We start from the raw sequence: 12,541 nt of genomic DNA, 5'->3' as shown, positions 1-12,541 counted from the left end.
GCGTCTTTTGGCAGCCCGGTCGGACCGATGCAAGGGCGTGGAGACCACACATGAACAGGGTGATCGCGATCCCTGACGCGCCTGCGAAGATTAGGGGTGAACGAAAAGAGGCGGCCCGTTGCCGGACCGCCTCTTTGATTTCGTGATCCGGACCGATCAGCGCGAATAGAATTCGACGACCAGGTTCGGTTCCATCTTCACCGGATAGGGCACTTCGTCGAGCGCGGGGACGCGGACGAAGGTCGCCTTGGTGCCGTCGACCGCGACATATTCGGGCAGGTCGCGCTCGGGCAGGCTCTGCGCTTCGGCGACCAGCGCCATTTCCTGGGCCTTCTTGCCCAGCGTGACTTCGTCGCCCGGCTTCACGAGGCGGCTCGCGATGTTGCACTTGACGCCGTTCACATAGACGTGGCCGTGGCTGACGAGTTGGCGGGCCGAGAAGATCGTCGGCGCGAACTTGGCGCGGTAGACGATCGCGTCGAGGCGGCGTTCGAGCAGGCCGATCAGATTCTGGCTCGTGTCGCCCTTCATTCGCGCGGCTTCGATATAGTTCTTCTTGAACTGCTTTTCGGTGATGTCGCCGTAGTAACCCTTCAGCTTCTGCTTGGCGCGAAGCTGGATGCCATAGTCGGACATCTTGCCCTTGCGGCGCTGGCCATGCTGGCCGGGGCCGTATTCGCGGCGGTTGACCGGGCTCTTCGGGCGGCCCCAGATATTCTCGCCCATGCGGCGGTCGAGTTTGTACTTGGCGCTATGGCGCTTCGACATCGGTCGTCTCCAATCTGCTGTGTGCCGAGGGATTTCGGCTTGTGTCCCGGGTCGCACCACAGGAAAGCCTTCCTGCGCGACCGCCGCTTCACCGGGGTGCGGGGTCCATTGCGAAGGCGCGCGGTTAGACGGAGCGTGTGTCCGAGTCAAGTGCGGCGACCCGCTCGACAGCGCCGAAAAAGCCGCTAAAGGCGACGCACATGACAGCCAAACCGCCCGAACAATGCCAGACGATGATCGAGGTGCGCGAAGGGGTCGACCAGGTCGACCGCGAACTGGTCGCGCTGCTGGCGCGCCGCTTCGGCTATATGGACGCGGCGGCGCGGATCAAGGCTGAGCGCGGCGCGGTCCGCGACGAGCCGCGCAAGGCGCAGGTGCTCGACAATGTCGGACGCGCGGCCGAAGCGGCGGGGCTCGACGCGGCGCGCATCCGGGCCGTGTGGAACGAGTTGGTCGAACAGTCGATCGCGCACGAATTCGACCGCTGGGACGATCTGCGCGCCTAATTATCGCCGCCGCGAGTCGATTTCCGCGCTTTCCCCAGCGTCGTAACGATGCCGTGCATCATCCTGATATCATTGTGCGACCATCCCGTCTTGGTCAGCGCGGTGCGAAGCGTGCGCAGCGTCGCGGTGGTGCGCTCGGGCGGAAAGAAATAGCCCGCCGCATCGAGATCGCGGACGAGGTGATCGATCAGATCCTCCAGTTCCCGATGCGGAGCAGGGGGATCGAGCGGCACCTCGGGCGGGCTCGCGAGCGCTTCGCCCTTCGACCATTCATAGGCGATCAGGATCACCGCCTGCGCCAGATTCAGCGATCCGAAAGCAGGATTGATCGGCACGGTGACGATGTTGTGCGCGAGCGCGACATCGTCGCTGTCGAGCCCCGACCGTTCGGGGCCGAAGACATAGGCCGAGCGACCGGACGTGGCATGAACCTGCGTCGCGGCGGCTTCGGGCGTCAGCACCGGCTTGGTGACGCCGCGCTTGCGCACGGTCGTGGCGTAGACGTCAGTGCAGTCGGCGACCGCATCGGCGAGCGTGTCGAAGACCCGGGCGTTGGCAAGCACGACGTCGGCGCCCGACGCCGCAGGGCCGGCGGCCGGATTGGGCCAGCCGTCGCGCGGGGCGACGAGGCGGAGTTCGGTCAGCCCGAAGTTAAGCATCGCGCGCGCCACGGTGCCGATATTCTCACCGAGCTGCGGACGGACGAGGACGATAACCGGGGCGGGCGCCTTGGTCACGAGCCGCCCTTGTGCGCCGCTTCGTTGATCGTCGAGGCGAACTCCTCGAAATCCTTCGCTTCGGTGAAATCGCGATACACGCTGGCGAAGCGGATATAGGCGACGCTGTCGAAGCCTTTCAGCGCCTCCATCACCATCGCGCCGATCTGCGAGGCTTTCACCTCATTCTCGCCCGATGTTTCGAGCTGGCGCTGGATGCCCGACACCAGCCGCTCGATGCGCGCGCCGTCGATCGGGCGCTTGCGGCACGCGATCTGGACGCTGCGCATCAGCTTCTCGCGGTCGAAGGGTTCGCGGCTGCCGCCCGCCTTGAGCACCGCGACCTCGCGAAGCTGGATGCGCTCGAAGGTGGTGAAGCGCGCGCCGCAGTCCTCGCACTGGCGGCGGCGGCGGATCGCGGCGCCGTCCTCGGTCGGACGGCTGTCCTTCACCTGGCTGTCTTCATGGCCGCAATAGGGACAGCGCATCGCTCAGCGTTTCACCCGGCCATAGAGCGCGATCGACGCCCCCGCGAGCAGGCCGACCGGCCAGCTCACGACGGGCAGCAACGCACCGGCGACCGCGCCGATCGCCCCGCCGGTCAGCACCGGGCGCGTCGAGGGATGGTCCATCCCCTGACGGCCCATCGCCTTGACCTCTTCGATCGTCAGTTCGACCAGCGTCGGCTCCTCGGGGTGCTGGCGCGCCATCATCCTATCCCTGATAGATGGGGAAGCGTTCGCACAGGGCGCGGACGCGCGCGCGGACGTCGGCCTCGACATCGGCGTCGCCCTGCTCGCCCTTGTCGCGCAGCGCTTCGAGCACGTCGGCGACCATGTCGCCGATCGCCTCGAATTCGGCGATGCCGAAGCCGCGCGTCGTGCCGGCGGGCGATCCGACGCGGATGCCGCTGGTCTTGACCGGCGGCAGCGGGTCGAAGGGGACGCCGTTCTTGTTGCAGGTGATCGCGCTGCGTTCGAGCGCCTCGTCCGCGTCGCGGCCGGTGATGCCGAGCGGGCGCAGGTCGATCAGCGCGAGGTGCGTGTCGGTGCCGCCCGCGACGATATCGGCGCCCCGCGCCTTCAGCCGGTTCGCCAGCGCCTGCGCGTTGGCGATCGTCGCCCTGGCATAGGTCTTGAACTCGGGGCGCAGCGCTTCGCCGAAGGCGACCGCCTTCGCGGCGATGACATGCACCAGCGGACCGCCCTGCAGGCCGGGGAAGACCGCCGAGTTGATCCGCTTCGCGATCGCTTCGTCATTGGTCAGCACCATGCCGCCGCGCGGGCCGCGCAGCGTCTTGTGCGTCGTCGTGGTGACGACATGCGCATGTTCCATCGGCGACGGGTGCGCGCCGCCCGCGACGAGGCCCGCGAAATGCGCCATGTCGACCATCAGCAGCGCGCCGACATCGTCGGCGATGGCGCGGAAGCGCGCGAAGTCGAGCGTGCGCGGATAGGCCGAACCGCCCGCGATGATCAGCGCCGGCCGATGCTCCTTGGCAAGGCGTTCGACCTGGTCGAAATCGACGAGATGATCGTCGGCGCGCACGCCATATTGGATGGCGTTAAACCATTTGCCGGACAGCGCCGGCGCGGCGCCGTGCGTCAGGTGGCCGCCGGCGTCGAGGCTCATGCCGAGGATCGTCGCGCCCGGCTTGGTCAGCGCCAGCATCACCGCACCGTTCGCTTGCGCGCCCGAATGCGGCTGGACGTTGGCGAAATTGCAGTCGAAAAGCTGCTTCGCGCGGTCGATCGCCAGCGTCTCGACCTCGTCCGACGGACCGCAGCCCTGATAATAGCGGCGGCCCGGATAGCCTTCGGCATATTTGTTGGTGAAGACCGATCCCTGCGCCTCGAGCACCGCCTTGGAAACGATGTTCTCGGACGCGATCAGTTCGATCTGATAGCGTTCGCGTTCCAGCTCATGCTGCATCGCCGCCGCGACCGCGGGGTCGGTCGTGCCGACGCCGTCGGTGAAATAACCGGCCGATTTGATGGGCTTGTCGAGCGTATCTGTGGTCATCGGCTGGTCTCCAGTTGCGGGTTGGAAAGCTTGTCGACGCGGCGCGCGTGGCGGTCGCCGGCGAAATCGGTGGACAGGAACGCGGTCAGGCACGCCTTCGCCATGTCGATGCCGGTCAGCCGCGCCCCCATCGCGATGACGTTCGCGTCATTATGCTCGCGTGCGAGCCTGGCCGACAGCGGTTCGGAAACGAGCGCACAGCGGCACGCCGGGTTGCGATTGACCGAGATCGAGATGCCGATGCCCGACCCGCACAGCGCGACGCCGCGCTCCGCGTCGCCGCTCGCGACCGCATCGGCGAGAGCGTAGCCATAATCGGGATAATCGACCGATTCCGGCCCGTTGGTGCCGAGGTCGGCGACTTCGTACCCCTCGCCGCGCAGCCATTCCGCCAGCAGGGCCTTCAGCTCATATGCGGCATGGTCGGATGCAATGGCGATGCGCATGGCGCGTCTCCCGCTGGGTTTCGAGGGAATCGGATGAGCGCGCTTTAGGCGAAGCCGCCCCGCTTTGCCATAAGCGAGGTGGTAAATTTGTGACGCGGGCGATAAGGCGGCGCGATGTCCGACACGATCATGTCCGTTCTGGTGTTCACCGGGGTCGCGCTGACCGGCGGCGGCGCCTATCTCTTTCGCAAGGGAGACCGGCGCCGCGCACTGCTGATGTTCGTCGCGGCGCTGGTGATGTTCGCCAATGTCGCGATCTGGCTGATCCCGACGACCTGATCCGTCGCCCCCGCGACGGGTTGTTACCGGATCGGAGAATCGGGCGCGAGCCGCATGTCCAGATAATTGTCGAGGCTCTTCATCAACTGGTCGAGTTCATGCTCGAAGAAGTGGTTCGCGCGCGGAATCTCGTCGTGATGGATGGTGATGCCCTTTTGCGTGCGCAGCTTGTCGACCAGCTTCTGCACCGCGGTGGGCGGCACGATCTCGTCCGCGCCGCCCGCGACGATGATCCCCGACGAAGGGCAGGGCGCGAGGAAACTGAAATCATACATGTTCGCGGGCGGCGCCACCGACAGGAAGCCGCGGATCTCGGGACGGCGCATCAGAAGCTGCATGCCGATCCAGGCGCCGAAGCTGAAGCCGGCGACCCAGGTCGTCTGCGCCTCTGGGTGGATCGATTGCACCCAGTCGAGCGCCGACGCGGCATCGGAGAGTTCGCCGATGCCGTTGTCGAACGTCCCCTGGCTGCGCCCGACGCCGCGGAAGTTGAAGCGCAGGGTCGCAAAGCCGCGCGCGACGAAGCTCTTGTACATCGCCTGCGTGATGCGGTCGTTCATCGTGCCGCCGCCCTGCGGATGCGGATGCAGGATCAGCGCGACCGGCGCGCGCGGGCGCGGCGGGGGAGAGAAGCGGCCTTCGATGCGGCCCTCGGGGCCGGGGAAAATGACGTCGGGCATGGAGCACCTTTATCTGTGTCGGGCTGGCCACCGATTCGCGTGGGGTACGGGGTGGCGGAGCGGAATTGGCGCCTATATAGAAAATCGGTGGCAAGTTGCAACTTTTGCGAATCGCTCGCAATAAGATGGTGATTACCCTTCATTCGTCACCCCGGACTTGATCCGGGGTCCCGCTTTCCCACGTCGCTGAGCGGGACCCCGGATCAAGTCCGGGGTGACGAGGATGGAGACGGAAGAATAGAGGCTCGCGGAATGATCTACCTCGACTACCAGGCCACCACGCCGCTCGCTCCCGAAGCGCGCGAGGCGATGCTGCGCTGGCTGGGGGATGAAGGCGACAGCTTCGCCAATCCGTCGAGCACGCACAAGGCCGGCCGCGCCGCCGCCGCCGCGGTCGAGGTCGCGCGCGACCAGGTCGCGGCGCTGCTGCCGAAGGGAGGGCGCGTCTTCTTCACCTCGGGCGCGACCGAGGCGCTCAACTGGGCGCTGTTGCGCGGAGCGGAGGCGAAGCCGGGCGGCGTCGCGGGGCTCGCCATCGAACATGCCGCGTCGCTGCAATGCCTCGAACGCCTGAATGCGGCGGTCCTGCCGGTCGATGGCGAGGGGCTGGCGCTGTCCCCCGATGCGGCGCTGATTCCGGAGGGCGGCATCGTCGCGGCGATGCTGGTGAACAACGAGGTCGGGACGATTCAGCCGGTTGCCGATTTCGTCGCCGCCGCGCATGCGAGGCAAAGCCTGCTGCTGTGCGATGCGGTACAGGGTTACGGCCGCGTCGCGATCTCCGACGGGCCGGACCTGATCGCGCTGTCGGCGCACAAGATTCACGGGCCGAAGGGGATCGGCGCGCTGTGGGTGAAGGACGGCGTCGACCTGCCGCCGCTGCTGCTCGGCGGCGCGCAGGAACAGGGAATGCGGTCGGGCACCGTGTCGCCCGCACTGTGCGCTGGTTTCGGCGCGGCGGCGGCGCTGATGGCGGAGCGCGCCGAAGCCGATGCGCGCCATGTCGAGCGCCTCTGGTCGCTCGCGCTCGACGGCCTGCCCGGATGGACGGTGAACGGCTCGGTCGAGCGGCGCTACCACGGCAATCTCAATATCCGGCGCGAGGGGGTGAACGGACTGCGCCTGATGTCCGATGCGCGGAACGTCGCCTTCTCGCTCGGCAGCGCGTGCGGCAGCGGCTCCGGAAAGGTCAGCCATGTGTTGCGCGCGATGGGGGTGGGCGAGGCCGACGCGCGCGCCTCGATCCGCCTCGGCTGGGGGCGCTATACCAGCGAGGCGGAATTGCGCGACGGCCTGACCGCGATCAGGGACGCGGCGCGGCTGCAGGGAGTCGATTGATGCGCGTCACTTTCATCCACGCCGATGGCAAGGGCCGCACCGAGGCCGAGGCGGTCCCCGGCGACATCCTGCTCGACGTCGCGCAGGCGCATCTGATGCCGCTCGAGGGCACATGCGAAGGCCAGATGGCCTGCTCGACCTGCCACGTCATTGTCGCACGCGAGGATTTCGACCGCCTGCCGCCCGCGAGCGAAGAGGAAGAGGATATGCTCGACCTCGCCGCCGGCGCCCGCCGCACCAGCCGCCTGTCGTGCCAGGTCGTGCTGACCGAGGCGCTCGACGGGCTGACCGTGCATATCCCGGGGGAAAGCCGCAACATGCAGGGCGCGCGTTGAATCGGCCTCAGACGATGCCATGCTCTTTCAGAAGCGCCTGTTCGTCGCCCGATACCCAGCCGAAAACCTTTGGTTCGCCGTCCAGTTTCTGAACGAAATAGTGGACATCGAAGTTTATGGTCACGTCCGGTCCGTCCTTGCGGGCATAATATGCCGTCCAGGCGACATGGGCCACGCAATGATGCTCATCCATGGGGGAAACGCGGATGTCGCGTATCCGCATCTCCTTCGTTCCCATCGCCCGATAGCGTTCATAGCCCTGCGCCATGACCTGCTTCAGCTGGTCGTCGTTCTTGCCGGTCATCACGCCCGCGGGCGATGCTGCGATGAACTCCGACGCGTATAGCGCCGCGACCTCCTTCATATCGGTGTCGCCGGCGAGGGACCGGTTGAAGAAGCTCTCATATCTTTCGAAGAACCTTCTTACGCTGGCTTCCATCGTCCGTCCTCCGGGTGCGGCCACGATCTGTAGGAAGCCGGAAATGGAAATTCAAATCCGGAAGACGCCTACAGAACGGCTCCTGCTTGCATTTCGCGCGATCCGCCGCCATATCCGCGCCGGGAGTCGGGCGGACGCAGTCTTCGCCAACCCGGTCAGGTCCGGAAGGAAGCAGCCGCAACGAATTCGCTGCGGGTCGTTCCGGCTCCCACCCTCACGACATGTCTGAATCGTCACCCCGGGATGACGTAAGCATGTGGGCGCGGCGGCCTCGCATTCCCCTTCGACAAGCGCTCCGGCCGCCCCTAAGACGGGCGCATGAGCGATTCCGCCGACGACGAACCCGCGATGCCGGGAATGGACCTGCCCGAAACGCCGGCGCAGCCCGCCGCGCAGGCCGGGCCTTACCGCGTCCTTGCGCGCAAATATCGGCCGCAGACATTTGCCGAACTGATCGGCCAGGACGCGATGGTCCGCACGCTCGGCAATGCGATCGCCCGCGATCGGCTCGCGCATGCTTTCCTGATGACCGGGGTGCGCGGTGTCGGCAAGACCTCGACCGCGCGGCTGATCGCCAAGGCGCTCAACTGCATCGGTCCCGACGGGCAGGGCGGGCCGACGATCGATCCGTGCGGCGTCTGCGAACCGTGCCGCGCGATCACCGAAGGCCGCCATATCGACGTGATCGAGATGGATGCCGCGTCGAACACCGGCGTCGACGACGTGCGCGAGATCATCGAGGCGGTGCGCTATGCCGCCGTGTCGGCACGCTACAAGATCTACATCATCGACGAAGTGCACATGCTGTCGCGCAACGCCTTCAACGCGCTGCTGAAAACGCTTGAGGAACCGCCGCCGCACGTCAAGTTCCTGTTCGCGACGACAGAGGTCAACAAGGTGCCGGTGACGGTGCTGTCGCGCTGCCAGCGCTTCGACCTCCGCCGCATCACCCCCGACATGCTGTTCGCGCATTTCAGCGCCATCCTCCAGAAGGAAGGGGTGGAGGCGGAGGCGCCGGCGATCTGGCTGATCGCCAATGCGGCCGAGGGTTCGGTGCGCGACGGGCTGTCGATCCTCGATCAGGCGATCGCGCACGCCGATCTCGAATCCGGCGGCGGCGGTGGCCGGATCGCCGCCGAGCAGGTGCGTACGATGCTCGGCCTGTCGGATCGCTCGACGATCGCGCAACTCATGGCGGCGATCCTGGAGGGCGATGCGGGCGGCGCGATCGACCTCGCCCGCGCCCAATATGCGCTGGGGATCGAGCCCGTCGCGATGGTGCGCGGACTGATGGACCTTACGCATGCCGTCACCCTTGCCAAGGTGTCGCGCCACGAGGACCCGGCGCTGTCGGACGATGACCGCGCGCGCATCGGCGACTGGGCGCAGAAGCTGGGCTTCGCGCCGCTGAACCGCCTCTGGCAGCTCCTGCTCAAGGGGCATGAGGAGGTGCTGCGCGCGAATAATCCGCTCGAACATCTCGAAATGCTGCTGCTGCGCGTCATCTACGCCGCCTCGCTGCCCGATCCGGGCGAGCTTGCGAAGCGCATCGAGGCGGGCGGTGCGTCCGCCCTGTCGGCGCCCCCTTCGCCGGGTCCCGCGGCGGCCGGACCGGAGAGCGCGGCAGTGGCGCCCACCGAGACTCCGGTGGCGGCGCTCACCATCCGGCAGATTCATCATCTTCTCGACAGCAGCGGGCACCAGCAGCTCGCACGGCAGGTCCATGACGAGGTGCGCGTGATCGAGCTGGAGCCCGGGCTGCTGGTGTTCGCCGCGGTCCCGACGCTCGACGGCGATTTCGCGCGCCGGCTGGGGGAGGTGTTGCGCGCGCAGACGGGCAGTCATTGGCAGGTGCGCGCCGGCGAAGGCGAGGCGCGCCCGAGCCTGAAGGACGTGGCGGAAGCGAAGAGCGCCGACAATGACGCGCGGATTCGCGAACTGCCGGTCGTGAAGGCCGCCCTGGCGGCTTTTCCCGACGCAAGGCTTGTCGAGGACGAGCATCATCAGCAAAGGTTCCAGTCATGAAATCCATCGAGGAAATGATGAAGGCGGCGCAGGAAGCGGCCGCCTCGGTGCAGGCGCAGATGCAGGAGGCGCAGGCCAAGCTCGACACGATCGAGGTCGAAGGCGTCTCGGGCGGCGGGCTCGTGCGGATTCGCGCCAGCGCGAAGGGGCGGATCAAGGGCATCGCGATCGACGACAGCCTGATGGTCCCGGGCGAAAAGCAGATGCTCGAAGACCTGCTCGCCGCCGCCTTCAACGATGCGCGCGACAAGGCCGACCAGGCGAGCAACGAGGAAATGGGCAAGATGACGAGCGGCCTGCCGCTGCCCCCGGGCTTCAAGCTGCCGTTCTGAGGTCTCTCCGGCGCCCTGACCCCCTGTTCGCGGCGGTCGGAAGGTGGCCGTTCAGCCCCGTGTCATTGAATAGGCGGCAGGTTACGCCATATTAGCGATAACGACCCTATGAACAGGGAGGCGCGCCCGCTCGGAACGCCTTCCAGGAGCCCTGATGAGCCAGACCTTTCCCCTTCTTCCGCTACGTGACATCGTCGTTTTCCCGCACATGATCGTTCCGCTGTTCGTCGGCCGCGACCGGTCGGTCGCGGCGCTCGAGGCGGCGATGGAGGCCGACAAGGAGATTTTCCTCGTCGCCCAGCTCGATCCGGGCGAGGACGATCCGGCACGCGACGATCTTTACGATACCGGCGTGATCGCGACGGTGCTCCAGCTTTTGAAGCTGCCCGACGGCACCGTCCGTGTGCTCGTCGAGGGCAAGCAGCGCGCTCGGCTGATCGACCTCGCGACCGAGGACAAGACCGTGATGGCGACCGTCGAGCCCGCCGCCGACGCGGTCGACGACAGCGTCGACACCGCCGCGCTGATGCGGTCGGTGGTCGACCAGTTCGAGCAATATGCGAAGCTCAACAAGAAGATGCCCGCCGAAACCGCGGTCCAGCTCTCGCAGATCGACGACGCCTCGCGCCTCGCCGATTCGGTCGCCGGCAACCTCAATATCAAGGTCGCCGACAAGCAGGCGCTGCTTGTGGAAGAGGCGCCCGCCAAGCGGCTCGAAATGGTGTTCGCCTTCATGGAGGGCGAACTCGGCGTGCTGCAGGTCGAAAAGAAAATCCGCGGCCGCGTCAAGCGGCAGATGGAGAAGAGCCAGCGCGAATATTATCTCAACGAACAGTTGAAGGCGATCCAGCGCGAACTCGGCAACGACAATGGCGAGGGCGGCGACGACCTCGCCGAACTCCAGACGAAGATCGACACGCTCAAGCTGTCGAAGGAAGCCAAGGCCAAGGCCGAAGCCGAATTGAAAAAGCTCCGTGCGATGGCGCCGATGTCGGCCGAGGCGACGGTCGTCCGCAACTATCTCGACACGCTGCTCGGCCTGCCCTGGGGCAAGAAGTCGAAGCTCAAGAAGGATATCGCCACCGCGCAGGCGGTGCTCGACGACGACCATTATGCGCTCGAAAAGGTCAAGGACCGCATCGTCGAATATCTCGCGGTGCAGGCACGGACCAACAAGCTGAAGGGGCCGATCCTGTGCCTCGTCGGCCCGCCGGGCGTCGGCAAGACCTCGCTGGGGCGCAGCATCGCCAAGGCGACGGGCCGCGCGTTCGTGCGCCAGTCGCTGGGTGGCGTGCGCGACGAGGCCGAGATTCGCGGCCATCGCCGCACCTACATCGGCTCGCTGCCGGGCAAGATCGTCACCAACCTCAAGAAGGCGGGGGCGATGAACCCGCTGATCCTGCTCGACGAGATCGACAAGCTTGGCCAGGATTTCCGCGGCGACCCGGCGTCGGCGCTGCTCGAGGTGCTCGATCCCGAACAGAATGCGAAGTTCCAGGACCATTATCTGGAAATCGACGTCGACCTGTCGGACGTGATGTTCGTGACGACGGCCAACTCGCTCAACCTGCCGCAGCCTTTGCTCGACCGCATGGAGATCATCCGGCTCGAAGGCTATACCGAGGACGAGAAGGTCGAGATCGCCAAGCGTCACCTGATCGCCAAGCAGGTCGAGGCGCATGGGCTGAAGCCCGACGAGTTCGAACTGACCGAAGACGGGCTGCGCGACCTCATCCGTTACTACACGCGTGAAGCGGGCGTCCGCACGCTGGAGCGCGAGATCGCGCGGCTGGCGCGCAAGGCGCTGCGCAAGATTCTCGAAGGCAAGGCGACGAGCGTCACCATCACGCCCGAGAATCTGGCCGAGTTTTCCGGCGTGCGGAAATTCCGCCACGGCGTCGGCGATCGCGAGGATCAGGTCGGTGCGGTCACCGGTCTGGCGTGGACCGAGGTCGGCGGCGAACTGCTGACGATCGAGGCGGTGACCGTCGCCGGCAAGGGCCAGGTGCGGACGACCGGCAAGCTCGGCGAGGTGATGACCGAATCGGTGCAGGCCGCGCTGTCCTTCGTGAAGGCGCGCGCCCCGGCCTATGGCATCAAGCCCAGCCTGTTCGCGCGCAAGGACATCCATATCCACCTGCCCGAAGGCGCGGTGCCCAAGGACGGTCCGTCGGCGGGCGTCGGTATGGTGACCGCGATGGTGTCGACGCTCACCGGCATCCCGGTGCGCAAGGATGTCGCGATGACCGGCGAGGTGACGCTGCGCGGGCGGGTGCTCGCGATCGGCGGGCTCAAGGAAAAGCTGCTCGCGGCGCTGCGCGGCGGCATCACGACCGTCCTGATTCCCGAGGAGAATGAGAAGGATCTGGTCGAGATTCCGGCGAATATCACCGAGAAGCTCCGGATCGTGCCGGTCAGTCACGCCGATCAGGTCCTGGCCGAAGCGTTGACCGGACCCGTCGAACCGATCGAGTGGACCGAGGCCGACGAACTGGCCGCGTCGCCACCGCTGGCGCCCGGCGCCGACCCCGAATCGGCGATCCGGCACTGACCGGGCGCCGACCGGGCGTGGCGTACGGAGCGCTTTTCGTCGCAAAAACGCCGATTCGGGGCGTTTTTCCCCGTTTTTTGCTTTGACAAGGCGGGGTGAAACGG

The 12,541-nt window shown here is 66.6% G+C and carries 15 protein-coding genes and 1 other RNA gene; 8 read left to right on the top strand and 8 right to left on the bottom strand.

Annotated features, from left to right (window positions below):
* Positions 1-156 precede the first annotated feature (156 nt).
* Positions 157-768 carry a 30S ribosomal protein S4 gene (rpsD, locus tag SGRAN_RS12275; protein WP_067107752.1) on the bottom strand — a complete coding sequence of 204 codons (612 nt, stop codon included), beginning with the start codon at positions 766-768 and terminating at the stop codon, positions 157-159.
* A gap of 200 nt (positions 769-968) precedes the next feature.
* Between rpsD and SGRAN_RS12270 the strand changes: the two genes are divergently transcribed.
* On the top strand, positions 969-1,274 hold the full coding sequence (locus SGRAN_RS12270) for a chorismate mutase (RefSeq protein ID WP_067107749.1): 306 nt from the start codon (positions 969-971) through the stop codon (positions 1,272-1,274).
* Here SGRAN_RS12270 and SGRAN_RS12265 read toward each other — a convergent pair.
* Genes SGRAN_RS12265 through rpiB form a run of 5 tightly spaced genes read right to left on the bottom strand, consistent with a single transcriptional unit; the run spans position 1,271 to position 4,458 of the window.
* On the bottom strand, positions 1,271-2,011 hold the full coding sequence (locus SGRAN_RS12265) for an RNA methyltransferase (protein WP_067184011.1): 741 nt from the start codon (positions 2,009-2,011) through the stop codon (positions 1,271-1,273). The two genes, SGRAN_RS12270 and SGRAN_RS12265, sit on opposite strands and share 4 nt — an antisense overlap.
* Positions 2,008-2,478 (bottom strand): transcriptional regulator NrdR, encoded by a 471-nt coding sequence (nrdR, locus tag SGRAN_RS12260; RefSeq protein ID WP_067107743.1) that lies wholly within the window; start codon positions 2,476-2,478, stop codon positions 2,008-2,010. The genes SGRAN_RS12265 and nrdR overlap by 4 nt, the downstream gene beginning before the upstream one ends.
* 3 nt (positions 2,479-2,481) lie before the next feature.
* Positions 2,482-2,700 carry a hypothetical protein gene (locus tag SGRAN_RS12255; RefSeq protein ID WP_067187067.1) on the bottom strand — a complete coding sequence of 73 codons (219 nt, stop codon included), beginning with the start codon at positions 2,698-2,700 and terminating at the stop codon, positions 2,482-2,484.
* A 4-nt stretch (positions 2,701-2,704) separates the two neighbouring features.
* On the bottom strand, positions 2,705-4,012 hold the full coding sequence (glyA, locus tag SGRAN_RS12250) for a serine hydroxymethyltransferase (protein ID WP_067107740.1): 1,308 nt from the start codon (positions 4,010-4,012) through the stop codon (positions 2,705-2,707).
* Positions 4,009-4,458: a ribose 5-phosphate isomerase B gene (gene rpiB / locus SGRAN_RS12245; RefSeq protein ID WP_067184009.1), complete on the bottom strand. Its 450-nt coding sequence runs from the start codon at positions 4,456-4,458 to the stop codon at positions 4,009-4,011. The genes glyA and rpiB overlap by 4 nt, the downstream gene beginning before the upstream one ends.
* Before the next feature lie 114 nt (positions 4,459-4,572).
* Here rpiB and SGRAN_RS22590 point away from each other — a divergent pair, with 114 nt between their 5' ends.
* Positions 4,573-4,737, top strand: coding sequence for a hypothetical protein (locus SGRAN_RS22590; protein WP_169799658.1), 165 nt, complete (start codon positions 4,573-4,575; stop codon positions 4,735-4,737).
* A gap of 23 nt (positions 4,738-4,760) precedes the next feature.
* Here the strand turns inward: SGRAN_RS22590 and SGRAN_RS12240 are convergent, their stop codons facing one another.
* Complete coding sequence (locus SGRAN_RS12240; RefSeq protein WP_067107735.1) at positions 4,761-5,417, bottom strand: alpha/beta hydrolase; 657 nt, start codon at positions 5,415-5,417, stop codon at positions 4,761-4,763.
* A 252-nt stretch (positions 5,418-5,669) separates the two neighbouring features.
* Between SGRAN_RS12240 and SGRAN_RS12235 the strand changes: the two genes are divergently transcribed.
* Positions 5,670-6,755 (top strand): cysteine desulfurase family protein, encoded by a 1,086-nt coding sequence (locus SGRAN_RS12235; RefSeq protein WP_067184007.1) that lies wholly within the window; start codon positions 5,670-5,672, stop codon positions 6,753-6,755.
* Positions 6,752-7,090, top strand: coding sequence for a 2Fe-2S iron-sulfur cluster-binding protein (locus tag SGRAN_RS12230; protein WP_148650866.1), 339 nt, complete (start codon positions 6,752-6,754; stop codon positions 7,088-7,090). Before SGRAN_RS12235 ends, SGRAN_RS12230 begins: the two co-directional genes overlap by 4 nt.
* 7 nt (positions 7,091-7,097) lie before the next feature.
* On the opposite strand, the gene SGRAN_RS12225 is transcribed toward SGRAN_RS12230, so the two are convergent.
* Complete coding sequence (locus SGRAN_RS12225; RefSeq protein ID WP_067184002.1) at positions 7,098-7,529, bottom strand: DUF6841 family protein; 432 nt, start codon at positions 7,527-7,529, stop codon at positions 7,098-7,100.
* 118 nt (positions 7,530-7,647) lie between these two features.
* On the opposite strand from SGRAN_RS12225, the gene ffs reads away from it, so the two are divergent.
* The 4 genes from ffs (at position 7,648) to lon (ending at position 12,437) form a co-directional block, all read left to right on the top strand.
* Positions 7,648-7,745: signal recognition particle sRNA small type (gene ffs, locus SGRAN_RS12220), an RNA gene on the top strand.
* A gap of 102 nt (positions 7,746-7,847) precedes the next feature.
* Positions 7,848-9,554, top strand: a complete 1,707-nt coding sequence (locus SGRAN_RS12215; RefSeq protein ID WP_082737230.1) for a DNA polymerase III subunit gamma/tau — start codon at positions 7,848-7,850, stop codon at positions 9,552-9,554.
* Positions 9,551-9,886 (top strand): YbaB/EbfC family nucleoid-associated protein, encoded by a 336-nt coding sequence (locus SGRAN_RS12210; RefSeq protein WP_067107723.1) that lies wholly within the window; start codon positions 9,551-9,553, stop codon positions 9,884-9,886. Before SGRAN_RS12215 ends, SGRAN_RS12210 begins: the two co-directional genes overlap by 4 nt.
* A gap of 154 nt (positions 9,887-10,040) precedes the next feature.
* Positions 10,041-12,437 carry an endopeptidase La gene (gene lon / locus SGRAN_RS12205; RefSeq protein ID WP_067184000.1) on the top strand — a complete coding sequence of 799 codons (2,397 nt, stop codon included), beginning with the start codon at positions 10,041-10,043 and terminating at the stop codon, positions 12,435-12,437.
* Positions 12,438-12,541 lie beyond the last annotated feature (104 nt).

This window comes from Sphingopyxis granuli, assembly GCF_001559015.1.
GTDB lineage: Bacteria > Pseudomonadota > Alphaproteobacteria > Sphingomonadales > Sphingomonadaceae > Sphingopyxis > Sphingopyxis granuli.
Note: the sequence above shows the minus strand (reverse complement) of the source record. Positions and strands in the feature narration are given on the sequence as shown.

What these genes read in the sequence shown, in the direction of transcription:
- SGRAN_RS12240 (WP_067107735.1), bottom strand. Translation starts at nt 5,417, where the DNA reads ATGCCCGACGTCATTTTCCCCGGCCCCGAGGGCCGCATCGAAGGCCGC.
- nrdR (WP_067107743.1), bottom strand. Translation starts at nt 2,478, where the DNA reads ATGCGCTGTCCCTATTGCGGCCATGAAGACAGCCAGGTGAAGGACAGC.
- SGRAN_RS12235 (WP_067184007.1), top strand. Translation starts at nt 5,670, where the DNA reads ATGATCTACCTCGACTACCAGGCCACCACGCCGCTCGCTCCCGAAGCG.
- SGRAN_RS12225 (WP_067184002.1), bottom strand. Translation starts at nt 7,529, where the DNA reads ATGGAAGCCAGCGTAAGAAGGTTCTTCGAAAGATATGAGAGCTTCTTC.
- SGRAN_RS22590 (WP_169799658.1), top strand. Translation starts at nt 4,573, where the DNA reads ATGTCCGACACGATCATGTCCGTTCTGGTGTTCACCGGGGTCGCGCTG.
- rpiB (WP_067184009.1), bottom strand. Translation starts at nt 4,458, where the DNA reads ATGCGCATCGCCATTGCATCCGACCATGCCGCATATGAGCTGAAGGCC.
- glyA (WP_067107740.1), bottom strand. Translation starts at nt 4,012, where the DNA reads ATGACCACAGATACGCTCGACAAGCCCATCAAATCGGCCGGTTATTTC.
- SGRAN_RS12255 (WP_067187067.1), bottom strand. Translation starts at nt 2,700, where the DNA reads ATGGCGCGCCAGCACCCCGAGGAGCCGACGCTGGTCGAACTGACGATC.
- rpsD (WP_067107752.1), bottom strand. Translation starts at nt 768, where the DNA reads ATGTCGAAGCGCCATAGCGCCAAGTACAAACTCGACCGCCGCATGGGC.
- SGRAN_RS12270 (WP_067107749.1), top strand. Translation starts at nt 969, where the DNA reads ATGACAGCCAAACCGCCCGAACAATGCCAGACGATGATCGAGGTGCGC.
- SGRAN_RS12210 (WP_067107723.1), top strand. Translation starts at nt 9,551, where the DNA reads ATGAAATCCATCGAGGAAATGATGAAGGCGGCGCAGGAAGCGGCCGCC.
- SGRAN_RS12215 (WP_082737230.1), top strand. Translation starts at nt 7,848, where the DNA reads ATGAGCGATTCCGCCGACGACGAACCCGCGATGCCGGGAATGGACCTG.
- lon (WP_067184000.1), top strand. Translation starts at nt 10,041, where the DNA reads ATGAGCCAGACCTTTCCCCTTCTTCCGCTACGTGACATCGTCGTTTTC.